This is a genomic window from Roseburia faecis (assembly GCF_001406815.1).
Lineage (GTDB): Bacteria > Bacillota > Clostridia > Lachnospirales > Lachnospiraceae > Roseburia > Roseburia faecis.
Genome location: NZ_CVRR01000019.1, coordinates 131,733 through 157,704, shown reverse-complemented (window position 1 = coordinate 157,704; position 25,972 = coordinate 131,733). Strand labels below are relative to the sequence as shown.

Genomic DNA, 25,972 nt, shown 5'->3' with positions numbered 1-25,972 from the left:
ATATCCTACCAGCGGTTTTTTACTTTGTTCTGAAGTTCATACAGTTTATTGAGTGCATCCATCGGGGTCATGTGGCTGATATCCACGTCCCGCAGTTCCTGAATGATATCGTCATCTTTTACGGTGTCAAACAATGACATCTGTGTCAGATCCACCTCATCGAGATGCGGTTTTTTCTTTTTGCCGGAGGCTTGTCCTTCCACGGATATATTTTTCACCGTTTCCGTAATATCGTTTGCAGAAAGCTGGTTTACAATGTCTTTTGCACGGTTAATCACAAGTTCCGGAATCCCTGCCAGTTTAGCAACCTGTATTCCATAACTTTTGTCTGCGCCGCCCTTTACAATCTTGCGCAAAAAGACGATGTCGTCACCTTTTTCCTTGACCGCAATACAGTAATTATTGACACTGTTTAATTTTCCTTCCAGTTCCGTCAGTTCATGATAATGTGTGGCAAACAGTGTTTTTGCTCCCAGTAATTTGGGATTGCTGATATATTCGACAACCGCCCAGGCAATGCTGAGTCCGTCGAAAGTACTGGTTCCGCGTCCGATTTCATCCAGAATCAGAAGGGAATTCGCCGTGGCATTGCGGAGAATATTTGCCACTTCATTCATTTCTACCATAAAGGTACTCTGCCCGCTTGCCAGATCATCTGAAGCCCCGACACGCGTGAAAATCCGGTCCACAATTCCAATGTTGGCAGATTCTGCCGGAACAAAGCTTCCAATCTGTGCCATCAGAACGATCAGTGCGCTCTGGCGCATATAGGTAGATTTTCCTGCCATATTCGGACCGGTAATGATGGAAATCCGGTTATTGTGATTGTCCAGATACGTGTCATTGTCTATAAACATATCATTGACAATCATTTTTTCGACAACCGGATGACGGCCGCCTTTGATATCAATCACGCCGGATTCGTTGATCTTTGGTTTGCAGTAATTATTCTGTCCTGCCACAAGTGCCAGGGAAACAAACACATCAATCTGCGCCACTGCCCGTGCGGTTGCCTGAATACGTGCAACATTATCCGCGATGGTATCCCGGATCTGGCGGAACAGATCGTATTCTAATTCGACCAGACGATCCTGGGAACCGAGAATCGTATCTTCGAGTTCTTTTAATTCCGGCGTAATATAGCGCTCGGCATTGGTCAGTGTCTGCTTTCTCACATAGTAATCCGGCACCTGATCCTTAAAGGAATTGGTCACTTCCAGATAATATCCAAACACTTTGTTGTATTTGATACGCAGGTTCTTAATTCCAGTCTTTTCGCGTTCTTTGCCCTCTAAGTCTGCCAGCCATTTCTTTCCATCCGTTGATGCGTTCCGCAGCCGGTCCACTTCCTCATTGTATCCGGTTTTTATGATGTTGCCGTCACGTACGGAAATCGGAGGATCATCGTTGATGGAAGACTTCAAAAGTGCACACAGATCTTCCAGACAGTCAAAATGTTCCCGGATTCCGGTGGCAAGCTCTCCCTTTAAATCCTCAAGCAGTGTTTTAATCGGAGGCAGCATTTCTAAAGAATTGCAAAAAGCAATCATATCCCGCGGATTGGCGGTCTGGTATGTAATTCTGGTAATCAGACGTTCCAGATCATATATTGGTCCTAAATATTCCCGCAATTCTTCCCGGGTGATCTCCTGATCATTTAAATTTGTAATCAGTTCCTGCCGTTTTAATATCTCTGTTTTGTCGATCAGCGGCTGTTCCACGTAAGATCGCAGAAGTCTGGCACCCATTGCCGTCTTTGTCTTATCCAGTACCCAGAGCAGGGAACCACGCTTTTGTTTTTCCCGCATGGTCTCTACCAGTTCGAGATTTCTCCGGGAGGAACTGTCAATGATCATATATTTCCCGATGGAATACGGACGGAGTTCCAAAATATTAGAAAGGGTGTTCTTTTGTGTTTCATACAGATATTTCAGTAATGCCGCGGAGGCAATCACACCACAGTCGTAATCCATCAGTCCCAGCCCTTCCAGACTCTGTACATGAAAATGGGACAACAGCGTTTCCTTTGCCAGATCATCCCCGAAATACCAGGAATCCAGGGCGGATACCGCAATTCCCATGCGCTCCTTCATATCATCGATATTTACCCCGCTCATATAAAACGGCTCGTTGCAGATGATTTCTGTCGGACTGAAACGATTCAGCTCATCCAACAGTTTTCGTTCACTGTCCACTTCCGTTACAAAGAAATCTCCGGTCGTAACGTCGGTCGTCGCAATGCCGTATTTATCCCCGATATATACGATACACATGAGATAATTGTTTTTTGCCTCGTCTAACGACTGCATATCAATGTTTGTTCCCGGAGTGACTACACGGATGACTTCCCGTTTGACAATTCCTTTTGCCAGTTTCGGATCTTCCACCTGTTCACAGATTGCTACTTTGTATCCTTTTTTGACCAGCCGGTTGATATATCCGTCTGCGGCATGAAACGGAACCCCGCACATCGGTGCCCGTTCTTCCAGTCCACAGCTTTTTCCTGTCAGCGTCAGTTCGAGTTCCTTTGAAACTGTTTTGGCATCCTCGAAAAACATTTCATAAAAATCACCCAGACGGTAAAACAGGATACAGTCTTTGTATTCTTCTTTTGTCTGCAGATAATGCTGCATCATTGGTGTTACTTCTTGTTTCACTTTTTTCTCTCTTTCTAATAAACCGGATGATAACGTTTCATCACATCATCAGCCAGACGCAGACCGTCCATCGCTGCCGACATAATGCCTCCCGCATATCCTGCGCCTTCTCCACCCGGATAAATTCCGTGCACACGGCTCTCTCCATTTGTATCCCGCATGATCCGCACCGGAGATGAGGTGCGTGTTTCCATGCCGGAAAGAATCGCATCAGACCGGTCAAACTGCGGAATAATGTTCGAAAAATGTTCCATTCCAAGCAAAAAGGAATGTTCCATGTCCTCTGTCATCAGACCTCTGAGATTTGCAAAGCAGGTCTGCCCTTTTGTCTGGGAATTAAAATCTCCATATCCTTGGCTTGCAATATTCTGCCGGTAATCGCCAAACAGCTGCTGCGGAATCTTTCCGTTTCCCAGCTGATACGTTTTATGTTCGAGTGTTTCCTGAAAGTGCATGCCATCAAGTGGATCCTGTGCTCCGTAATCGGCAGGGGAAACCGAAACAATAATGGCAGAATTTGCGTTTTTCCCACTTCTGCCCGAATAACTCATACCATTGACACAGGTTTTTTCCTTCATGGAGGAAGCATTTACGACATAACCGCCCGGACACATGCAAAAAGAATATACCCCGCGTCCGTTTGGAAAATTGGACGTCACCTTATAAGGTGCGGCAGGAAGCCGCAGGGCGTTTCTTTTTCCGTTTCCGTACATGACATCATCGATCATCTGCTGGGGATGTTCCACGCGGAATCCCACGGCAAAATTTTTAGCTTCCATCGGAAGCTGGTGCCGGTGCAGCATCGTAAAGGTATCCCTTGCACTGTGTCCAAGTGCAAGAATGGCAACATCGGCAGGAATCACCGTATCATCCTCCGTCACAAGTGCATGCAGTGCATTTTCTTTTATCTGAATGTCTTTTAAACAGGTCTGAAAACGAAACTCCGCACCGTGTTTGATCAGGTAATCCCTCATATTTTTGATCACCTTCGCCAGAATATCGGTTCCGATATGTGGTTTTGCATCATAAAGAATGTCCGATGGTGCCCCAAATTTTACGAATGTTTCCAGTACATAACGGTTTCTTCCGGACGGATCCTTCACCACCGTGTTTAATTTTCCATCGGAAAAGGTTCCTGCCCCACCTTCTCCAAACTGTACATTGGAATCCGGCTGCAGAATACCGGTTTCCCAGAAGCGTTCAACGTCCGCACTGCGGTCTTCTACCTGTTTTCCGCGCTCTAAAATAAGCGGCGCATATCCTGCAAGTGTCAGCTGCCAGGCTGCAAAAAGACCACAGGGACCGGCTCCCACAATCACCGGACGCCGGTTTAAACGCTCATGCCCCATTTCCGAAAAACGGTAACCGGTTTCTGTCACAAAGCTGACGGAAGGCTGATGCAGTTTTTTTACGATGCTGTTTTCCTGACGGATCGTTACATAGATGCAATATACATAAAACAATGACGGCTTTTTCCGTGCATCGAGGGAACGCCGCATCACCTCGTAATGAAATGTTTCTTTCGATGGAATACGAAGTGTTTTTCTGATTTTATCTTCCAGATCTTTTTGGGAATGTCCTACTGGAAGCTTTAACTGATTGATTTTAATCATTATGAACCTACTTTACTTCCTGCGACATGTCCGCTGGACCATGCCCATTGCAAATTATATCCCCCACAGATTCCATCGACATCCAAAAGTTCACCAACGAAATAGATGCCCGGGACAATCCGTGATTCCAGCGTATCTGTGTGGATTTCTTCCGTGTGGATTCCCCCTGTGCACACCTGTGCAGCAGAAAAATCCCTTACCTTTTTTAAGCGGACAGGAAATGTCTGTATCTGTCTGCTGAGCGTTTCGATCTGCTTTTGGGAAATCCGTTCCGTGTGTTCATGAACCGGAATGCCTGCTGCCTTAAGTATAACCGGAATCAGTTTATGGTTTAAAAGCCCACGAAGTGATTCTGCGGCATCCTGTATCCCGGCATCCCGTGAAAATCTGCGCTGCAGTTCCTGCGCAAGCATATCTTCGGAAAAATCCGGCAGAAAATTGATGGTAAGTTCTGCCTGTTTTTTCTGATACAGTGCTTTCGAGGCCGGACTGCTGACCTGAAATACCGGAATACCGGAAATCCCGTAATCTGCAAGCTGCAGTTCTCCCCGTTCCTGTTTGCAGTTCTGTCCATCTATGTACAAAGACAGGAGTGCGTCCGTGCGGACTCCGGATACTTTGGAAAATTCCATTCCTTCTGCCTCAAATCCACACAGTGCCGGCAAAATCGGCTCAAACCGGTGCCCAAACGATTTTATCAGCGAAATCATGGATCCATCGCTTCCGGATTTCGGTGCAGCACGAAGACCTGTTGCAAAAACAAGATTGTGGGAACAATACGTTCCCATGGATGTCCGTACCTCAAATCCGTATTTTGTCTCACAAAGCTGCCGGATGTCACAGGAAGTGACCAGGGAAACTCCGCTTCGTTTCATTTCCGCGGACAGCGCATCCGCAACGGAAGAAGCCTGTCCGGAGTTTGGGTATACATATCCGTTCTTTTCTTTTGGCCAGATGCCGATCTCCCGGAAAAACGCAAGGGTATCTTCCACTGTAAACTGCTTTAAAATTTCCTGTACCAGTCCGTGGTCTCCGTAATAACACCGGGGAGACATCTTAAGATTTGTAAAATTACATTTTCCGTTTCCGGTTGCCAGAATTTTTTTCCCCGGCTTATCCATATGTTCTAAGACGGTAACGGACAATCCACGTCTTGCGGCCGTAATTGCGGTCATCATGCCGGAAGCTCCGGCGCCAATCACGAGCACATCCTGTTGTTTTGATTTTTTCTTATCCATAGTCCACCTGTCATTTTATCTGTTAAACCAGTTAAATATTTTATCATATGGGTATAAAATATTCAACTCGAATAGCTTTCCAAAAAGTCAAAAAGGCTCTCTTCATCTGCAAATCCAATGCCATTTTCCGCCTGTTTCTGCAGTTTTTGACTTAAATTCTCACTTCGAATCCCGGTTTCCATATATACGGTTTTTCCATCCGGTAAAAAAACAACCAGCCGGCTGTCCTGTGTACGGATAATATAGGCATTTTCCGTTTCTTTGTAAGGAGTTCCGGTCAAAACGGTGTGCTCTGTTTCGGATGCATATTGTTCTTGGGTATTTTTTGTATTTTCTACACCTCTTTTCTGATACCAGATGCCAAAGACCAGCAGCAGAACCAGACAAAGAAGAATGCAGATGCCTGTTTTTTGATTCATATCATCACCTTCTAACAGTAGCATCTGCATTTTATTTCCGTTTTATACCATTTACTTTAATAAATGTATTTTTTTTGCAACCCGGACAATCAGAGTTCCTTTCGGGAATTTTTTAATCTCCTCTTCGGTCAGTCCGTGCAGTAACAGTAAGACAACTGCATATACGATAACCGCTGCAAGAATTGCAAGCATGGCAGATACCGCATTGATTTTTAAAACCGCATAGCTGCCATGATAGACGATATAGGTAATAATTCCCATAATAACCGAGGAAATTCCCGGCACAATAAATGTTTTGTGAATTTCCTGATGATAGCCGCTGTATTTTCGTATTGCCAGCGCATTCATAATACACATTAAAAACGCAAAGAACATATTTGCGATAATGACCGCATAGATATTCATGCGGAAAAACAGCATCAGTATAATCAGTACGATCACATGAGCGACAAGCGAAACCGCTGCATTGATAACCGGAATCTTTAACCGGTCAATGCCCTGCAGCAGTCCGTTTGAAAGCGTAGACATTGCATAAAACACAACCGCCATTGCCCCAACCCACATCATGGTACCTGCCATAGGTGCCGTCTGTGCCGTTCCCGGGAAAAGCAGACGACAGATCGGCTCTCCCAATACAGCAAGTCCTATGGCACAAGGGAAAGAAATCACCATGATAAAACGCATGGCAGAATTGATCTGTTCCCTGACTTTTTTCATATCTTTCTGTGCAAAGGACATCGTCAGTGTCGGCACGCAAGAGGCAGCCATCGCGGAGGCAATGGAAATCGGAACATTGATCAGCAGTTTATATTTTCCGGAAAAAACGCCCCACCATACATCAATCTTGTTTTCAGAGTATCCCTGCAATAACGCAACATTTTTGAAAATACTCTGGTCAATGATACTGCTGATATTGTAAACAGTTGTACTTAAAAGAACCGGAACAATTGTGATAATGAGGATCTTCATGGTATAGGCAAATGGCTCTACCTTAACGCCTTTTTCCCGTCTCATTCTTCGCTTAAAGACATGCATATAAGCAAAAAATACGAAAAGTACAAAAATCAGCGCAGCGACAGATCCAAGGTTCGTTCCCAATGTGCCTCCGGCTGCACCGTATGCAGGCCCGTAATGTTCGGTATCACCGAGAACCGCTCCGATCTTTGTTCCGTAGCGATACAGAACATAAGCTGCCCATACACTGATGATGGCATTGACAATCTGTTCAATGATCTGTGAAATGGCACTTGGCATCATCGTGCCAAGTCCCTGGAAAAATCCACGCAAAACGCCAAGAACCGCAACAACAACCAGTGCCGGTCCTAAAATTTTAAGTGCAAACACACTGTATGGTGTTTTTAAGAGTGTTCCGGTAAAAAATTCGGCTCCGAAAAATACGACAAGCGATGCCACAAATCCCGATACCAGCGCAAAAAGAAGTGCACCTTTTAATACCTGATATACCGACCGGTACCGCCCTTTGGCCGCTTTCGCGGAAACCGTCTTTGACACTGCCTGTGGCAGACTGTAGGATGAAATAATCAAAATCACGTTGTACACGTCAAATGCACAGGCATAATAACTGATTCCTACATCGCCCAGAATATTGTTCAATGGAATACGATACACCAGTCCGATGATTCTGCTTATAATTGACGCGACCGCAAGAATTGATCCCTGAACCAGAAAATTTGTTCCGTTATTCTTTGATTTACCCATCTTCTAACCTCAATGCTTTTGTTTCTTTTATTCCGCGCTGATTTTATTTTGGGATGCACGGCTGTTTTCGACGATCTCTACCCATGTCTTTCCGGGATTTAAAATAATTTCCTGACCATCCTGTGTATAATAATGTGTAATATCATTTGCGGATGCTCTTTTCCATGTAATCGGGACAGCTTTTCCGTTTGTGATGTACATTCCTGATCCACCGGAAAGATAATCGATATCTAACGTTCCGTTTTTGGAATCTTTCAGGTTGCTGTAACAATTCTGTAAAATGATATTTTTCACAGCAAGCTGTTCTCCGGTAGAACCGTCAATCTGTTTATCACCAAATTCATAGCGGTAATACAGACCATCCGTTTCATTGTATACAAACCAGGGCTTCGCGTCAACATAGTATAAGGATACTTTTTTCGCAACTTCTCCCTGATCCAGCAGATTTTGGGAATCTTCTGTTGTAAAACGATAATGAGATGTATAATTTTCCGGAAGCTTTGTATCATACCCGTATGTCTTCATGGCAGAGGCTAAATTTTCTCCGGTTGTATACAGATTATGCGGTGCCCTGCGGCTATTGTCCCGGTAATAAAAGGCTCCGCCTTTTCCCGTAATTCCATCCACATTGTCAATGAATGAACTATTTAAAACATCAAGTGCATATTTACTTTCGCCTGCATGAAAATAAACCGCCTCAAATTCTTTGGCAAAGTATACGTAATACAGACGACAACTTCGCACATTTCCCACTTTTTTGAGGGAAGCATAATCCTGATAAATTGTCATCAGCCGGGTAATGCCGCCTTCCACCGGACATTCATAGATAATATCCGCATTTCCGATTCCATACTGTGGAAGGGTTACGTGTGTGTTTTCTGTCATGACGGCAACCGGACGATTCTTTGCTTTTTTTTCATCCATCCACTCTCCCGTATAGAAACTTCGGACTTCTCCTTCGTGGGTTTCCACCGGTTCCGGCTGATATTCTGTTTCGGCAGTTTCTGCAGGTACATCCTGTGTGGATGAAGGTGTGGGAGCTTCCGATTCTTTACTTTTGCATCCGGCGGATAAAATGGCAATCGCACAGACAACGCCTATCATTTTCCATCTCTTTTTCATAAAACACATCCATTCTTTAATCTCTTACGATATGCATCTCTTCGAGTATCTGTTTTTGTTTGGGTTCCATGATGGCCGCATCTTTCGGATCAATGTGGTCATAACCAAACAGATGAAGCATGCTGTGCACAATCAGAAATGCAAATTCACGCTTCGGACTGTGTCCGTAACTTTGTGCCTGTTCTAACACTTTATCGACCGATATAATAATATCTCCAAGCATGACTTCTCCCGTATCCGGATTAAAATCATCTTCACTCTCCTCTTCCAGAAAAGAAAAATCTCCGGCTTTCTCATAAGAAAGCATCGGGAAAGAAAGAACATCCGTCGGACGGTCGATCTGGCGGTATTCCAGATTGATCCGATGGATTTCTTCATTGTCTGTAAGTGTCAGATTGACTTCTGCTTCATAAGGAAAATTCTCATGGGACAGACAAAAGGCAATCACATCCTCTGCAAGCTTAGCATATGCAAAATCAAACGGTATGTTACATGTTTCTTCTAAATAAAAACTCAACGAAGTAATTCCTCCTTTGCAAGAAATTCACGAATCTTTAAAAACTGGTTCATACTCATTCCGGAATGGTCATAAATTTCACTTGAGGAAAAATCATTCACGGTCTGATAAATTACAATATCACGGTTCCAGACACTTTGTCCCACATTTTGTTCCATCGCTTCCAGACGGATCACAACCGCATCCACCATATGCACCAGAGCGGATTCCGGTGAAGATGGAAGCTGCTCTTCTCCATAGTATTCTGCCAGAATGGAGATCAGCTCCGCCGGAAAACATAAGGATTCTGCCTTATTGACCGCATTTTTGATATATGGCTCCCCGATCCAGCGCCCCATACGGTAATAAAAACCGCCGGCAAGACATAAGTTCGCCCGGTATCCCACTTCTTTTGCACAGCGGCAGGCAATGTCTGAAACTTTCACTGCGTGGCGGTATTCCACCATGGAAAAATCCTTGAGGGCTTTTACCTCCGAATAATCCTCGGACACGATATCCAGCAGATGGTTTTCAATTTCCTGATCCGCTTCATGAAGCAGCCGGTGAAACAGAAAAGCTGCTGTCAGAAAAGTCAGGAATGCTGTTCCAAAAGCATAAAGCAGCGAATATTTCTGCATTTCTTTCGTTGATAAATAGGAAAACAGTTCCGGAATCATCAGACTGAAAAAGAAAGTCAGAAGGGATACACCCATACGGTATTTTTTTTCTTTTAATGCCTGTGCCAGTACAGCAGCAAGCATTGTAAGCATCATATAAGCAGCAAGGGCATAAAAACTTCCCCCGACAGTCAGTGCCAGCACCAGATCGAAAAACAATCCAAAAGACACCGCCACCATGGAATTTGACACTGCGGTGAGCAGAATCACCGGGATCATCACCGGACGGTAAAATTCCGGAAGATAACTGATCGCATAGATCAATCCCCCACTGACCGTATAGGTAACGGAAAGACGGATAAAGGTTGTCTGTGTGTTTGCCGATATTCCTTTCTGCTTTCGTTCATATTCCAGTTCAAAAATGCAGACCAGAAGAAAAATCAGGGTCAGGAAAAACATACTGAGCCATTCATCCGGATACAGGTGGCTTTTGGCACATAACCCGCCCATCACTCCAAAAGTGACAAGCGCGATCACCAGAAGCGATATGACGCGATAGAGGTTTATTGTCTCTTTGGGTTTCATTTTTTCTCCTGTCTGGCAGACTTACGCGCACTCCGGCTGCTCTGTCTGGACTCATAATCATCATAAGCCTGTACAATCTTTTGTACCAGCGGATGTCTGACGACATCTTTGCTTGTTAATTTACAGATTCCGATTTCTTCCACATTTTTCAAAACCCGAAGTGCTACATCCAGCCCGGATTTACTTCCCGGGGCCAGATCTTTTTGCGTGGCATCTCCGGTAATCACAGCTTTCGAGCCGAAGCCGATACGTGTCAGAAACATTTTCATCTGTGCCGGTGTGGTGTTCTGTGCCTCATCCAGAATAATAAATGCGTTGTCGAGTGTCCGTCCACGCATATAAGCCAGCGGTGCAACCTCAATCAGACCTTTTTCCATATTTTTCTGAAATGACTCCGCACCCATAATCTGATACAGGGCATCGTATAAAGGGCGCAGATACGGATCTACTTTGCTCTGCAGATCTCCCGGAAGAAATCCGAGTTTTTCTCCCGCTTCAATTGCCGGACGTGTCAGAATGATGCGTCCCACTTCTTCATTCTTAAACGCAGTGATCGCCATGGCCATGGCCAGATATGTTTTTCCGGTTCCGGCAGGGCCCATCCCGAAAACAATCATTTTTTTACGGATATTATCTACATAATCCTTCTGCCCGAGTGTTTTAGGCTTTACCGGTTTTCCCTGTATGGTATGACAGATCACATCTTTATCCATCTCTACCATCTCAGACCCTTTGTGTTCCTGCAAAAGAGCAAGTGCGTAGTTTACATTCTGTTCGCTGATAACATTTCCCCGTTTTGCAAGCTCATACAACTGTTCAAACACTTCCTGTGCGCCGCTTGCGGCAGATGGAGTACCGATAATTTTCAACTGATCATCGCGTACAACAACCGTTACACCCAGTGTCCGTTCTATTTTTTTGATATTGGCATCAAACTGTCCGAAGACATTTGCCATATGTTCCGTTGGTATCCGGAGCGATACTTCATTCAGACTCATTTACAGGTTCCTCTCGTTTCCTTTCGGTTGGTACTAAAGTTGTGATTTTTTCACACCCCTTTACCTGACCATAGATATGATAGTTTTGATCTATCTGTTCAATCATAACATTTTTGTCGACAATTCGCACCCCATTTTCTTCCAATTCCGAAAGAAATTGTGAAAAATGTGTCAAAGCAAGCTGTTTTACCTGTTCTTTTGTCAGCATAACGGTCTTTTCCTGCAGCTCAGACGTTGTGATTTCTCCAAAATAAACCGGAAGATAAAAACTGTCCTGCAGGCAAAACTGCCGGGTATCCGTTACAGAACGCTCCGATGTATACTCCGCATGCAAAGCCGGAGTTACCAGACGCCAATTCAGAACCTGTAGAAAATATCGTTTGTGTTTATTACCGGTTTCTTTTTTTTCTGTCATTTTGGAAGAAATCCAGTCCTCATAGGGATGCATCGTATATCCATATACATCGGCATCGGCGCTTTTATAATAGTATTCCCGCACTTTCCCGTTATCATCCAGAATTTCCTGCCGTCCACAGACCAGCACATCGCCTTTTTTCACTTTATCACCCTTTTTCACTTTGGCAAGCCCGCTCCTTGTAATGACCGATGCAATCGTAGCATCCGCAGATGCCGCCAGATCCATACAGGTGCCCTCTGCTTCTTTCGTTTCCTCGTGAGAAGAAATTTTCTCCTGTATCTGTACAACCAGCCGGGTTCCCGTTTCGTATACACTTGCCCAGATCACCGGTTCCAAGTCCTGACGCAGGGACAGCTCCAGTGCATCATTGTCGATTTCCTTTGCCGGCATGCCATAGGTAACGTTGTGTGCACTTAAATATTCCAGAATGGCGTCTTCTCCCAGAGAGGAATTCCCTTTGATTTCAATTCTCCAGATTCTCGTACTGAGCACCCAGACTCCTGCCATGACACACAAAAGGACAAAAATTCCAAGTTTTCTTGCGCGGTATTTCTGCCAGAAAAACGGAAAGCCGATCCTTTTTCTGATGTGGATTCTCGTTTTTGTTTTCCGCAGATATGGACGCAGTTCATACAGATCCTGCAACCGGATATAAAAAGAAACCTGCGTCGGAGAATCCGGCTGTATCTTCCAGAACATAATTTCGTGACGTGCACATAAATTTAAAAAACGGGAAATGTTGCTTCCGCATACACAAACCAAAAGACTGCCATTGACGAATCGAAGAAACCTTTCTATCATGGCAGAAATGTGATCTCCTGCATATATCCGGAAATTTCGATAAGATCCGCCGAATATTTCCGGATGGACAGACTCCTTCCGACGATCCGGATATGATAGGATTGTGTTGCAATTCCGATCACCTCCGGACAGTATTTTATAATTCCACGGTGGTTAACGATACAAAGTGTACGGTTCCCCTCCATGGAAAGAAGCGGCATTCCCAGGAAAATGTCTTTTGGCAGTTCCATTTGTTCTACGAGATGCTCCTGTTTTATTTTGTGTCTGGTTTGATTCGAATGGCTTTTCATACTTCACTATATGAAAAGCGAACCCGTCCTATGTCTCTAAATTCAGGGATCCGTTTCGGTACGCTTCCAAAAATACATTAAATTCTACGGTCATCATCATAATATACATGCAAAAATACAGCCAGAGCATGATCAGGGCAATGGTTGTCAGGCTTCCATACATGGAAAATCCATTAAAATAATCAACATAGATGGAAAGCCCGAAGGAAAAAACATACCATGCAGCTGCACATGCCGTGGCTCCAGGAAGCTGGCTTTTAAAGGTAAGCTTTGTATTCGGAAGTGCGGTAAAAATCACGTCAAAAAACAGGATCAGAAGAAGTAACAGGATAAGCCCCCGGAATTTGATTATTATTTTTACGAGATGTGCAATAAACGGAAGATAATCTGCCGCTAAATGCCGCAGACTGTTTCCAAAAACCAGCACAACAAGCGTAAATACAATCGCAACCAGAAAAACAATGGTATAAATAACCGCCCAGAATCGGAGTACAAACCAATTTCTTGTCTCTTTTAATTCGTGAACCGCATTCAGACCATCTGCCATATACTGAATGCCTTTTGCGGCAGACCATATGGCAATAATTGCCGTGACCGAAATGATTCCCATGGATCTTGTATAGATTTCTTTTACAAGGGTAACCAGAAACGGAGCAACATACTGCGGCATGACTCTTTCTATGATTTCAAATACCATATCCTCCGTGATACTGGTATATTGAAGCATGGAAGAAAACACCATAAGAAACGGAATGATGGATAAAATAATAAAAAAAGCGATCTGTGCGGAATAAGCATTTATTTTGTCTTTCTGGCATTTGGCTAAAAACCGGGTAACCAGACGTATTGCTTTTTGCATACCAAATGATCCTTTCTTCTTTATTTATGATATGGTTCGTGATGCATGATACGGTAAGAACGATAAATCTGTTCCAGCAGAATCACACGCATCAGCTGATGGGGGAATGTCATCTTCGAAAAGCTGAGTCGTGCATCTGCCCGCTTAAGAACCTTGTCGGATAATCCAAGAGATCCTCCGATTACAAAATAAATATGACTGACTCCGCCAAGCCCGAGTTTTTCAATTTCACGGGAAAGTTCTATCGAATCCGGCTGTTTTCCATCGATCGCCAGCGCAATCACATAGCCGTCCGGGCGGATGGATTTTAAAATACGCTCCCCTTCCAGGTCTTTGACCATGGCAATTTCGGTTTCGCTTGCCTGTTCTTTTGTCTTTTCATCCGCCACCTCCGTAATGGATAACGTACAGTAGCGGCTGAGCCGTTTGGAATATTCCCTGACGGCTTCCGTATAAAATTTTTCCTTTATTTTGCCTACGCAGATAATTGTTATTTTCATGTTGTTATTTTACTATATTTCTCTGTCAATTTGTAGTAAAAAATGATATACTGTAATCAACAAATACAAGAGAGGTAACGAAATTGAAAGAATTACAGGAAAGAATTAAAAAAGATGGAATTGCTGTCAATGAAGATATCTTAAAAGTAGACAGTTTTATCAATCATCAGGTAGATCCGGTACTGATGCAGCACATCGGGGAAGCTTTTGCGGAACACTTCAAAGATCAGGGCATCACAAAGGTTGCAACCATTGAAAGTTCCGGCATTGCTCCGGCTCTTATGACAGCTATGTGCATGGGTCTTCCTATGATTATCTTAAAAAAACAGCCTTCTAAGATTTTAAACGACAATCTGTTCCAGACAGAGGTCACTTCCTTTACCAAAGGAACAAGTTATGAACTGACGCTTTCTTCTAAGTTTGTCTCAGAAAAAGATCATGTCCTGATCATTGATGATTTTCTGGCAAACGGAGAAGCAGCTACCGGAGCCATCCGTCTGATCCGCAAAGCGCACGCTACCATTGCAGGTGTAGGTGTCCTGATCGAAAAAGCATTTCAGCCGGGACATGAAAAACTGGTTTCTCAGGGATTTGATGTGTATCCCCTTGCAAGAATCAGCCATATGGCAAAAGATGAGATTGAATTTCTGGAAGATTAAACCACCTCTTCCACAACAGGGAGTGTTGATATGTCCATGCAGTTATAAAGCATCGGCAATCACACTCCCTGTTTGATTTTTAACAATTTCTATATTATTTTATTCTTCTGCATTGTCTGCAGGATCATCTATAGCATCTTCTGCTGTATAGTCCTGTGAATAATAAATAAAATTTCCTCTATATACATCCGAACTTAATTTCGTCGTATGATCAATGATCACAACCGAAAGAATATTGTTTCCTTCCGGAACTTTGATCGGCTGCGTATAAAGATGACTGGCAGCAGTCGGCGTACTTCCGTCCCAGGTATAGTAAGCACTGCAGCCGTCCGGAACGGTAATCGTTACGGAAGTTTCCACGCCGAAATCTCCACCGTCCGGAGAAACAATCGGTTCATCCGGTGCCGGGATTAAAATTTTATAGTTTGCTTCTGTTACCTCACTGTAAACTCCCTTTTCGTTTTTACATACCGCTTTTACGGTATAGGTTTTATTATTTTCATCCAGTTTCACAGGTTCTGTGTATCGCAATCCGCGTTCTTTTGGATCTGACCCGTCTACCGTATAATAAATTTCATAGCCTTTTGTGGAAAGCATCTGTAGTATCTGGGCATTTTCAAAACTTCCGCTCTTTAAACTGAACTGTGGTCCCTCTACCTGATAATCGGCGAAAAGATCTTTCAGACTGTCATCCACAGCCTCGGAGAGAGAAAGTATGGCATCGGTATTGTTCTGCTTCTCATAAATGGCAATCAGTCCTTTGCATGCCTGACGGTTTTTCCTGTCCGCACGGATCACTTCCTGATATAAAACAAGTGCCGAATCATAATCGTTTTCTCCGGTGTACAGATCCGCCAGAGCCAGCCGGACTTCAATACTGTTTTTGTCCAGTGCCAGTGCATTCTCGTAGCAGGCAATTGCATTTTTGGTATCTCCGGCTTTTTGTGCTTTCTCTGCCAGTCCCACCTGGTAATCGAAGGAATTGGCATGATTGGAACGGATTGCTGCTCCAAGAATTAACAGGGCAAAAATAAGCACGCATACGATTCCGAGAACCAGGAAGATAATTTTTTTCTGGCGTGGGTCGAGGTGTTTTTTCCCCGGATGTTTTGTCTCTGCAGGTGCCGGTTTTTTATTTCTGTCCGGTCTGGAACCTGAAATCTTTTGGGATTCTTCCGTAAGAACCTGATTCAGATAATCATCATCGTAAATATTGTAGTCCGGTACAATCTGTACGGCTTTCCCGCATTTTGGACAGTACAGACTCCCCTCTTTTAATTCCTCACCGCAATAAATACACTTCATCATCTATCCCCTATCTGTTTTATGAATAAAGTTTCATGGCATCTACACAGTTATGCATGAGCATCGCAATTGTCATCGGTCCAACACCACCCGGAACCGGTGTAATATAAGAAGCGATCTGCTCTGCCTCTTCGAAACGGACATCCCCGCAAAGCTTATTTTCTTCATTTCTGTGAATTCCGACATCGATGACAACCGCTCCTTCTTTGATATAATCGGCACCGATATAACGTGGTTTTCCAATGGCCACAATCAGAATATCCGCCTCTTTGCAGATTTCTTTGAGATTTTCGGTCCGTGAATGACAGATCGTAACCGTTGCATTTTCCCGAAGCATCAGAAGCGCCATCGGTTTTCCGACAATGTTGCTTCTTCCGATTACCACACAGTGCTTTCCGGCAATTTCAATATTGCTGCGTTTTAACAGCTGGATAATACCGGCGGGCGTGCAGGAGACAAATCCTTTTTTCCCAACCACAAGTGCACCGACATTCTGCGGGTGAAAACCATCGACATCTTTTTGCGGATCAATTGCCTGGATCACATGGTCTTCGCAGATATGTTTCGGGAGTGGAAGCTGGCACAGAATTCCATGAACATCTGGATTGTCATTCAGTTTCTGAATCAATGCAAGCAGTTCCTCTTCCGTGGTTTCTTCCGGAAGTTCATACGAAAGCGACTCTATTCCAATATATGCACAGGCTTTCTTTTTATTTCTGACATATACGCTGGATGCCGGATCTGCGCCCACCTGAATGACCGCAAGTGCACATGTTTTCCCCTGTGCTGCATATGCTGCAACTTCTGTCTTTAATTCTTCTTTGATTTCCGCTGAAATCTTCTTTCCATCTATGATCTTTGCCATGCCATTATCTCCTTAGAACAATCCTGTGATTACACCGTCATCATTGACATCAATTCCGTAAGCTGCCGGTTTCTTTGGCAGACCCGGAAGCGTCATGATCGAACCGTTGACAGCAACGACAAAGCCGGCACCGGCAGAAACATATACTTCCCGGACATTGATCTTAAACCCGGTCGGTCTTCCGAGTTTCTTCGCATCATCCGACAGGGAATACTGTGTCTTTGCCATACATACCGGGAAGTTTGCCATACCCAGATCCGTAATTCGTTTCAGTTCCCGCTCCGCTGCCGGAGAATAGGTAACTCCATCGGCACCGTAAATTTCTTTTGCAACCGTCTCGATCTTTTCTTTCAGTCCAAGATCATCACTGTAGAGTGTATGGAAATGGCTTTCTTTCTTCTCAAGTGTCTCGAGAATTTTGTTTGCCAGAGCAATTCCGCCCTCTCCGCCTTTTTCCCATACTTTTGCCAGAGCAAATTCACAGTCATGCTCTTTGCAGAACTGTTCTACATAAGCGGTTTCTGCCTCTGTATCCGAAACAAATGCATTCAATGTGACAACGACCGGCACACCGAATTTCTGAAGGTTTTCAATATGTTTCTCCAGATTGACAATTCCTTTCTTTAATGCCTCAAGGTTTTCATTGGATAATTCATCCTTCAAAACTCCGCCATTGTATTTTAATGCACGGATCGTCGCAACGAGTACCACTGCATCCGGATGAAGCCCTGCCTTCCGGCACTTGATATCAAAGAATTTTTCCGCACCTAAATCCGCACCGAATCCTGCCTCGGTAATTACATAATCGGCAAGTTTTAAAGCAGTTGTGGTAGCACGCACGCTGTTACATCCATGTGCGATATTGGCAAATGGTCCTCCGTGAACGAGCGCCGGTGTATGCTCCAGTGTCTGGATCAGATTCGGCTTTAACGCATCTTTTAACAGAGCTGCCATAGATCCGACTGCTTGCAGATCTTCTGCAGTTACCGGCTTGCCGTCAAACGTATATGCCACGATAATCCGTCCCAGACGTCTCTTTAAATCTTTCATATCTTCGGCAAGGCATAAAATCGCCATAATTTCGGATGCTACCGTGATTACGAAATGATCCTCACGCACCATTCCGTCCATTTTATTTCCAAGTCCCACAACCACATTACGAAGGACACGGTCATTCATATCCAGACAGCGTTTCCATACCACCTGTCTTGGATCAATCCCAAGCGTATTTCCCTGCTGGATATGGTTGTCCAAAAGAGCTGCCAGCAGATTATTTGCAGAAGTAATTGCATGAAAATCCCCTGTAAAATGAAGATTTAAATCCTCCATCGGAACAACCTGGGAATATCCACCACCTGCGGCACCGCCTTTAATTCCGAAACATGGTCCAAGGGAAGGCTCACGTAACGCAATCATTGCTTTTTTCCCAAGTTTTGCAAATGCCTGACCTAATCCCACGGTGACTGTCGTTTTTCCTTCTCCTGCTGGTGTTGGATTGATGGCGGTCACCAGAATCAGTTTTCCGTCCGGATTGTTGTGGCTTCGTGCAATCAGTTCATCGGAAATCTTCGCTTTGTACTTTCCGTACAATTCCAGATCTTCTTCTTCAATTCCAATTGTTGCGGCTACCTCTTTGATTGGCTGCAATGTTGCTTCCTGTGCAATTTGAATATCTGTCTTCATAATTTTCTCCTCCTGAAATGTTTTTTATAAATCCTCTTTTACTGCCTGTAATTCTTCGGAAGTCATCAGAACTTTCCGCGGTTTCGTTCCTTCCTCCGGTCCAACGATACCAGCTTCTTCCAACTGGTCCATAATACGGGCAGCACGGTTGAATCCCACTTTTAAATATCTCTGCAGCATACCTATGGATGCTTTTTCCTTATCTACGATAATCTGTGCTGCTTCATCAAAATATGCATCCCTGCCGTCATCCTGCGCATCCGCATCGGAGATAGACACGGTGGTACCGCCGGATGATGCCTGCATACTGTCCACTTTCTGTACAATTTCTTCGTTATACGATGCAGTTTCATTTTGTTCTTTGATAAATTCCACAACATCGGAAACTTCTTTATCGGAAACAAATGCTCCCTGTACACGAATCGGTTTCGGTGCCCCCTGCGGGTGGAACAGCATATCTCCTTTTCCAAGAAGCTTTTCTGCGCCATTCATATCCAGAATCGTTCGGGAATCCGTACCCGAAGTCACTGAAAATGCAATCCGGCTCGGCATATTTGCTTTGATCAGACCGGTGATGACATTCACCGATGGACGCTGGGTTGCAATCACCAGATGAATCCCCGCCGCTCGTGCCAGCTGTGCCAGCCGGCAGATGGCCTCTTCCACGTCATTGGAAGCTACCATCATAAGATCTGCAAGCTCGTCCACAATAATCACAATCTGTGGCATCTTTTGCGGGCGCTCCTGCCCTTCCGGTACTTCAATGGAATCTACCTTTGCGTTATATCCATTGATTTCACGCACATTTGCCTCCGCAAATTTTTCATATCGTTCCGTCATTTCCGCAACTGCCCAGTGCAAAGCACCAGATGCTTTTTTCGGATCGGTTACAACCGGAATCATCAGGTGCGGAATTCCGTTGTAGACACTTAACTCTACTACTTTCGGATCAATCATGATCAGCTTTACTTCATCCGGTCTCGCCTTATATAAAATACTCATGATAATCGTATTGATGCAGACGGATTTACCCGAGCCGGTTGCACCGGCGATCAGCAGATGCGGCATCTTTGCAATATCGGTTACTTTTGTTTTCCCGGAAATATCTTTTCCAACTGCAAAACTGATCTTGGACTTTGCCGTCTGAAATTCCGGCGATTCGATCAGGTCACGGAAAGCAACCATAACATTTTCTTTGTTCGGAACTTCAATTCCTACCGCTGCTTTTCCCGGAATCGGCGCCTCGATACGGATATCCGCAGCTGCCAGATTGAGTTTGATATCGTCGGTCAGCCCGACAATCTTGCTCACCTTCACACCCATTTCCGGCTGAATTTCATATCTTGTCACTGCCGGTCCGCAGCTGATGTTGGTAACGGTGACACTGACCCCGAAGTTCTTTAAAGTCTGCTGCAGCTTATCCGCAGTTTCCCGCAACTGATGTTCAGTATTGGCAGACTTTTTCCCTTCTCCCTTTTTCAACAGATCTATGGATGGAAAAACATATGCTTTGTCCGGTTTGTGTTCCAAACCCGACGTCTCCATTTCCTGTGCTACTTTCTGTACTTCGTTTTGGATTTCCTGTTCGTTTTTCTTTTTTTGTGTTTTTTCTGCCGGCTTTAATACGTCTTTGGCCGGTGCCAATCCTGCAATATGTTCCGGAACCGGTGCCGCCTGCGACGGTTCCGGTGGAAAAGTATCCGGCATAAAATCCCCCGAAATCTCCGGCTGTATTTCTGCCGCGGGTTCTTCTAAAACCGCCACTGGTGCCGGAGAAGAAATTTTTTCCGGCATCGGAGATACTGTGGTATCCGGCATCATATCAAATGCAGGTGCCGACAGTTCTCCCATTTCATCCGATTTTCTCTTTTTATTTTTTTTGCCTTTTTCTTCAATCCGTGTATCGATGGATACTCCGGACACTTTATGATCCATGCGGCGTTCTTTCCGCTCCTGTGCACGGTATTCCCTGTATTCCCGATACTTTTCATTGCTTTCCTTTGCGGATTCATAGACCTTTTTGCCGCCTTTTTGCATTCCACGCAATGCCGAACGCTCTGTAATCAGTACCATACAGACGATCAGCACGATAATGTCAATAATAAAAGACCCGATCAGTCCAAATGCCTGACACATGTAATAAGCCAGACATCCGCCGATGATGCCGCCACCGGTATGCCGTTCTGCACAATATGTATATGCGTCAAGTGGATGGATCCGGTCGTTTCCATTCATGGCCAGTCCCATAAATGTACATAAAAAGACCAAAAATACAATTGCCGCAATCAATTTTACGGCTGCCAGCTTATTTCCACGGTTCGATACCGCAAAAAAACTGCCCACAAGAAGCAGCACCGGAAGAACATATGCCATAAGTCCGAACATACCAAAAAGAAAGCCGCTGACGGTTTTGCCAACGGCTCCTCCGAATCCCAGATTACTGATAAAAAGCAGCAGCGCAGCTGCAACAACAATCCACAACGTTACTTCCACGCGAAATGCCTGTGCTTTCTCCATTTCCGCCATACGCTCTTTTTTTGTCTGTGTTTTTCTTTTATTTGATGATTTACGGTTTCCCGCAGCCATTGGACACACTCCTTCATACAAAACTCTTTTTATTTTATCATATTTACACCAGAATGTCACCCATCAGCTTTTTTAATTATTTTTAACTATTTTCCCCTATCAGCTGATACAGCTTTGCAAATGCATCCGAAATTCCCCCGACAGCATCAATAATGCCTTCAGACACTGCCTGTTTCCCGACAAGAATCGTGCCGAGATCCTTGGTCAGCATCTGCGTATTCATCATCATTTCTGTCATCCGTTCCTCCGAAACGTGACAATGGGAAGCCACGAATCCGGCAATCCGATCCTGCATCTGTTTAAAGTAATCATATGTCTGTTTTGCCCCGATCACGGTTCCACTCATCCGTACCGGATGGATCACCATGGTTCCGCTCGGAACAATAAAAGAATAATCTGTGGAAACGGCCAGCGGAACACCGATGGAATGGCTCCCACCAAGCACTAAAGAAACGGTAGGTTTCGAAAGCGACGCGACCATTTCCGCAATCGCAAGTCCGCTCTCCACATCTCCACCCATGGTATTGAGCAATAACAAAACGCCATTTACACTCTCATCGTCCTCAATCGCTGCCAGACGTGGCAGGACATGTTCATATTTTGTCGTTTTTGAAGTTGACGGAAGACATTCGTGTCCTTCGATTTCCCCGATAATTGATAACAGATAAATGGTTGTATTTCTCCGGTCTGCATGTAAAATTGCCTGTCCGAATTCAATAATGTTATCATTTTCTTTTTTGGTATCTCCCATTGTTTTTCACCTTTGCCATTCATAAAAATAAGAACGGATACAAATGTATCCGTTCTTATCTTATGAATTATTTTCTGTTTTATTCACCGAGAAGATAATTATACAGTCCCTCATAGCGGAATTTTGACGCATTCCATGAAAAATCATTTGCCATTCCACGGTCTACCATCTGGTTCCACTGGCGCTTGCGGTCATAGAAAATATGCTTGGAATAATTAATCACCTGCAGCATTTCGTCAGCGTTGTAATTTGTAAAGGAGAATCCATCTCCACTGTTATCATATTCATTGTAAGCCTGAACCGTGTCTTTTAATCCTCCGGTTTCTCTTACAATCGGGACGGTTCCATACCGGAAAGAAATCATCTGTGTCAGACCACACGGCTCAAAGCGGGAAGGCATTAAGAACGCATCCGCTGCCGCATAAAGCTTGTGTGCCAGATCATCAGAGTAACAGATATTTGCAGAAACCCGGTTCGGATATTTCCATGCGTAGTGCCGGAACATATTCTCATACTGTGGTTCCCCGGTTCCGATAACTACCAGCTGGGTAAATTCATCTACCAGTCCGTCCATGACGGCATTGATCAGATCCAGCCCCTTTTGATCGGTCAGACGGGAAATGAGTCCGATCATGTATTTCTTCTTATCTACTTCCAGACCAAGTTCTTCCTGCAGCCGTTCTTTGTTCACATACTTCTTTTTCCGGAAGTTGGACGCATCATAATTCATGTAAATCTTGGAATCGGTCTGTGGATTGTAAGTCGTATAATCAATTCCGTTTACAATTCCCTGCATGTCAAAATGACGTGCAGACAACAGGCCATTTAATCCCTCGCCGTAATATTCTGTCTGAATCTCCTGCGCATAGGTATCACTGACGGTAGTAATATAATCTGCATAAACAAGTCCGCCCTTTAACATATTTGCATCTTTATTAAATTCCAGCTTATCCGGAACAAACAGATCATTGGAAAATCCCGTAAGTCCCTTCATGGTTTTTACATCCCAGATTCCCTGAAATTTCAGATTATGTATGGTCATAATGGACCGGATTCCCCAGAAGAAAGAATCTGCCTGAAATTCATTTTTTAAATATACAGGAATCAGTCCGGCCTGCCAGTCATGACAGTGAATGATATCCGGGCGGAAACCGATCAGCGGAAGCATGGACAATACCGCTTTGTCGAAAAACGTGAATTTTTCAATATCATAGCGCATATCTCCATACGGTACGAAACAGTTAAAATACTCCTGATTATCAATGAAATAATAGGTGACTCCATCCAGTTTATATTGTAAAACCCCTACATATTTACTTGGAATATAAGAACCGCATGCCATATAAAAATGGGTCACATACTCAAACTGACTGCGGTATTTTTCCGGAATACAGCTGTAATTCGGAATAACAACACGCACATCCCAATCCTTATGATCAAATGTTTTAGGCAAAGCCCCACATACATCAGCAAGTCCTCCTGTTTTAATAAAAGGAACACATTCGGATGCTGCAAATAAGATTTTCTTCATACCTGCCTCCTAATTTAAAACCCTGTTTTGCGTATGACGCATTTTTACAGTATGTAATTTTACTCTTCCCAGTTGTGATATACTTCCTGAACATCATCATCGTCATCCAGGAAATCAAGAATTCTTCCGATATTTGTAATATCAGCCTCATCGGTCAGCGTCACATATGTCTGTGGAATCATGGTTACTTCCGCAGATGCCATCGGAATGTTCTGCTCTTCAAGTGCCTTATGTACCGCATCAAAATCTTCCGGAGCGGTAGTGATCTCAAAGCTGTCATCCGCATCGGAAAAATCTTCTGCACCTGCATCAAGTGCAAGCATCATCAGATCATCACCATCCATATCACATTCTTCTTTGTCAATGATAATCTGTCCTTTTTCATCGAACATATAGGATACACATCCCTGTGTACCGATACTTCCCTGTCCCTTGGTAAATGCATTACGCACATTGGCTGCTGTACGATTCTTATTATCCGTCAGGCACTTTACAATAATTGCTGTGCCGCTTGGTCCATATCCCTCATAAGTTGTTGTCTCGTAATTAACACTGTTTCCATCGCCTGCCGCTTTTTTGATACCGCGCTCGATGGTATCATTCGGCATATTGTTTGACTTTGCCTTTGCGATTACCTGTGCAAGTTTGAAATTATTTGCCGGATCCGGACCACCCTCTTTTACCGCAACAGCAATTTCTCTACCGATCATGGTAAAGATCTTTCCCTTTGCTGCATCATTTTTTTCTTTTTTGTGCTTGATATTCGCAAATTTGGAATGTCCTGACATTGTTAAAATCCTCTTTTCTAAATTGTATTCTATCCTGTAACCATCCATACTTCATGTCATTCGTACAGAAGCATTACCTGTATTTTATTCTATCATTCTTTGCCGTTTCGCGCAAGTGGGTCATCCTCCGGCCGCTGATGCTTTGCATCTGCTTTTTTTACAAGAACCTCACGGATCATTTTATCCTTCACTTTCCGAATGGAAAATTCATATCCGTACGCCTGCAATCTGGCAGTTTCACCATCATTTGGAATTTTTTCCATCAGGGAAACCAGAAAACCGTTGAGCGTGTCAAAATCATCATCATTTACCGGAATCTGTAACGTTTCCGCCACGTCCGAAAGACTTGCGAACCCGCTCATGGTATAACTTCCATCTGTATTCTGGCGAATCAGCTGTTCTTCCTCATCATGCTCATCCTCGATGTTTCCGACAATTTCTTCCAGGATATCCTCCATGGCTACCGCACCGGATGTCTGTCCATATTCATCTACCACTATGACCAGATGGCTCTTTTTTGCCTGCATTTTCTTGAAAAGAGTATGGATATTTAATGTTTCCGGAACAAAATCCACCTCCCGGATCAGCCCCTTAATGTCTTTGATGGAAGTACGGAATACCTCATTTTTCTGTGCAAAAGCAAATGCGTCTTTAATATGTAAAACACCGATAATATTATCGATGTCCTCCAGATAAACCGGATATCTTGACTTATTGTTTTCAATTATGAACGGAACAGCATCATTATAGGAAAGTTCCCCATCGATCGCAATCAGATTCTTTCGATGTGTCATAATATCTTTGGCTTCTTTGTCACCGAATTCAAAAATATTGTGAATCATTTCTGCCTCCGAAGCACGAAGAACTCCCTGTTCATGTCCTTCATTTACCATGGAAATAATCTCTTCTTCGGTCACATCATCCTCATGGGAAGACGGGTTTAAAAATCCTATAATTTTTTTAAAAATATTCGTCCTGCCGGAACTGGCACTATCGTCCATTTCGTTTCTCCTTTAATGTATATAATACTCCAAATCATACCATGGGAACTGTATTCCGTCAAGTTATGTATACAATTCCAGGCTGATCTCCAGTGCTTTGTCAATTTTCAAAAGAATCTGATGATCCAGATGACATACTTTATCTTTCAGCCGCTTTTTGTCAATGGTCCGCAACTGTTCCAGCAAAACGACAGAATCCTTTGCCAGATCGTATTTGTCACAGTTTAATTCGACATGTGTAGGAAGTTTTGCTTTATGCATCTGCGAAGTAATCGCCGCACAGATCACGGTCGGGCTGTGCCGGTTCCCGATATTGTTCTGAATGATAAGAACCGGCCGGACGCCTCCCTGTTCCGATCCCACGACCGGGCGCAGATCTGCATAATAAACATCTCCTCTTTGAATCAACATACGTTTTCACCCCATACTTTGTGATACTAAAAGTATTTCCATATTTCTCACATGTATTCA

At 44.0% G+C, this 25,972-nt stretch carries 23 protein-coding genes; 1 reads left to right on the top strand and 22 read right to left on the bottom strand.

The features are described from left to right. Positions 1-5: 5 nt before the first annotated feature. The 13 genes from mutS to rlmH form a co-directional block, all read right to left on the bottom strand. Positions 6-2,636, bottom strand: coding sequence for a DNA mismatch repair protein MutS (gene mutS, locus M72_RS07850; protein WP_055067821.1), 2,631 nt, complete (start codon positions 2,634-2,636; stop codon positions 6-8). Positions 2,637-2,671: 35 nt separating this feature from the next. After that, positions 2,672-4,270, bottom strand: coding sequence for an NAD(P)/FAD-dependent oxidoreductase (locus M72_RS07845; protein ID WP_055067820.1), 1,599 nt, complete (start codon positions 4,268-4,270; stop codon positions 2,672-2,674). Then, complete coding sequence (locus tag M72_RS07840; RefSeq protein WP_022047044.1) at positions 4,270-5,508, bottom strand: BaiN/RdsA family NAD(P)/FAD-dependent oxidoreductase; 1,239 nt, start codon at positions 5,506-5,508, stop codon at positions 4,270-4,272. Before M72_RS07840 ends, M72_RS07845 begins: the two co-directional genes overlap by 1 nt. A gap of 62 nt (positions 5,509-5,570) precedes the next feature. Further along, the gene (locus M72_RS07835; protein WP_138345864.1) at positions 5,571-5,927 is read right to left on the bottom strand and encodes a hypothetical protein; all 357 of its coding nucleotides are present in this window, start codon (positions 5,925-5,927) and stop codon (positions 5,571-5,573) included. A 51-nt stretch (positions 5,928-5,978) separates the two neighbouring features. Next, complete coding sequence (locus M72_RS07830) at positions 5,979-7,646, bottom strand: putative polysaccharide biosynthesis protein (RefSeq protein WP_055067819.1); 1,668 nt, start codon at positions 7,644-7,646, stop codon at positions 5,979-5,981. 27 nt (positions 7,647-7,673) lie between these two features. After that, on the bottom strand, positions 7,674-8,768 hold the full coding sequence (locus M72_RS07825) for a DUF3048 domain-containing protein (RefSeq protein ID WP_176694773.1): 1,095 nt from the start codon (positions 8,766-8,768) through the stop codon (positions 7,674-7,676). 16 nt (positions 8,769-8,784) lie between these two features. Then, positions 8,785-9,285, bottom strand: coding sequence for an rRNA maturation RNase YbeY (gene ybeY / locus M72_RS07820; protein WP_022047048.1), 501 nt, complete (start codon positions 9,283-9,285; stop codon positions 8,785-8,787). Next, positions 9,282-10,466 carry a hypothetical protein gene (locus M72_RS07815; RefSeq protein WP_055067817.1) on the bottom strand — a complete coding sequence of 395 codons (1,185 nt, stop codon included), beginning with the start codon at positions 10,464-10,466 and terminating at the stop codon, positions 9,282-9,284. The genes ybeY and M72_RS07815 overlap by 4 nt, the downstream gene beginning before the upstream one ends. Next, complete coding sequence (locus tag M72_RS07810) at positions 10,463-11,464, bottom strand: PhoH family protein (protein ID WP_055067816.1); 1,002 nt, start codon at positions 11,462-11,464, stop codon at positions 10,463-10,465. Before M72_RS07810 ends, M72_RS07815 begins: the two co-directional genes overlap by 4 nt. Further along, positions 11,451-12,683, bottom strand: a complete 1,233-nt coding sequence (locus tag M72_RS07805) for a sporulation protein YqfD (RefSeq protein ID WP_055067815.1) — start codon at positions 12,681-12,683, stop codon at positions 11,451-11,453. The genes M72_RS07810 and M72_RS07805 overlap by 14 nt, the downstream gene beginning before the upstream one ends. Next, positions 12,680-12,913, bottom strand: coding sequence for a YabP/YqfC family sporulation protein (locus tag M72_RS07800; protein ID WP_022047052.1), 234 nt, complete (start codon positions 12,911-12,913; stop codon positions 12,680-12,682). Before M72_RS07800 ends, M72_RS07805 begins: the two co-directional genes overlap by 4 nt. An 88-nt stretch (positions 12,914-13,001) precedes the next feature. Further along, positions 13,002-13,832: a YihY/virulence factor BrkB family protein gene (locus M72_RS07795; RefSeq protein WP_055067814.1), complete on the bottom strand. Its 831-nt coding sequence runs from the start codon at positions 13,830-13,832 to the stop codon at positions 13,002-13,004. A gap of 20 nt (positions 13,833-13,852) precedes the next feature. Next, positions 13,853-14,332, bottom strand: coding sequence for a 23S rRNA (pseudouridine(1915)-N(3))-methyltransferase RlmH (gene rlmH, locus M72_RS07790; protein WP_055067813.1), 480 nt, complete (start codon positions 14,330-14,332; stop codon positions 13,853-13,855). 83 nt (positions 14,333-14,415) lie between these two features. On the opposite strand from rlmH, the gene M72_RS07785 reads away from it, so the two are divergent. Continuing rightward, the gene (locus M72_RS07785) at positions 14,416-14,991 is read left to right on the top strand and encodes a xanthine phosphoribosyltransferase (RefSeq protein ID WP_022047055.1); all 576 of its coding nucleotides are present in this window, start codon (positions 14,416-14,418) and stop codon (positions 14,989-14,991) included. A gap of 99 nt (positions 14,992-15,090) precedes the next feature. Here the strand turns inward: M72_RS07785 and M72_RS07780 are convergent, their stop codons facing one another. The 9 genes from M72_RS07780 to M72_RS07740 all read right to left on the bottom strand — a co-directional run bounded on the left by M72_RS07780 (position 15,091) and on the right by M72_RS07740 (position 25,912). Further along, positions 15,091-16,299, bottom strand: a complete 1,209-nt coding sequence (locus M72_RS07780) for a chitobiase/beta-hexosaminidase C-terminal domain-containing protein (RefSeq protein ID WP_082413833.1) — start codon at positions 16,297-16,299, stop codon at positions 15,091-15,093. A 16-nt stretch (positions 16,300-16,315) separates the two neighbouring features. Continuing rightward, a complete protein-coding gene (gene folD, locus M72_RS07775) occupies positions 16,316-17,161 on the bottom strand; it encodes a bifunctional methylenetetrahydrofolate dehydrogenase/methenyltetrahydrofolate cyclohydrolase FolD (RefSeq protein WP_055067811.1) in 846 nt (281 codons plus the stop codon). Positions 17,162-17,173: 12 nt separating this feature from the next. Continuing rightward, the gene (locus M72_RS07770; RefSeq protein ID WP_055067810.1) at positions 17,174-18,844 is read right to left on the bottom strand and encodes a formate--tetrahydrofolate ligase; all 1,671 of its coding nucleotides are present in this window, start codon (positions 18,842-18,844) and stop codon (positions 17,174-17,176) included. 24 nt (positions 18,845-18,868) lie between these two features. Next, the gene (locus M72_RS07765) at positions 18,869-21,430 is read right to left on the bottom strand and encodes a DNA translocase FtsK (protein ID WP_055067809.1); all 2,562 of its coding nucleotides are present in this window, start codon (positions 21,428-21,430) and stop codon (positions 18,869-18,871) included. Positions 21,431-21,512: 82 nt separating this feature from the next. Continuing rightward, positions 21,513-22,181, bottom strand: a complete 669-nt coding sequence (locus M72_RS07760) for a ClpP family protease (RefSeq protein WP_022047060.1) — start codon at positions 22,179-22,181, stop codon at positions 21,513-21,515. Positions 22,182-22,260: 79 nt separating this feature from the next. Next, on the bottom strand, positions 22,261-23,712 hold the full coding sequence (gene glgA / locus M72_RS07755; protein WP_022047061.1) for a glycogen synthase GlgA: 1,452 nt from the start codon (positions 23,710-23,712) through the stop codon (positions 22,261-22,263). A 59-nt stretch (positions 23,713-23,771) separates the two neighbouring features. Beyond that, entirely contained in the window at positions 23,772-24,500 is a 729-nt protein-coding gene (locus M72_RS07750; protein WP_055067808.1) for a YebC/PmpR family DNA-binding transcriptional regulator, read from the bottom strand. A 92-nt stretch (positions 24,501-24,592) separates the two neighbouring features. Beyond that, positions 24,593-25,501 (bottom strand): hemolysin family protein, encoded by a 909-nt coding sequence (locus tag M72_RS07745; protein WP_082413832.1) that lies wholly within the window; start codon positions 25,499-25,501, stop codon positions 24,593-24,595. Between the two features lie 63 nt (positions 25,502-25,564). Further along, a complete protein-coding gene (locus tag M72_RS07740) occupies positions 25,565-25,912 on the bottom strand; it encodes a type II toxin-antitoxin system PemK/MazF family toxin (protein WP_022047064.1) in 348 nt (115 codons plus the stop codon). Between the last annotated feature and the right edge of the window lie 60 nt (positions 25,913-25,972).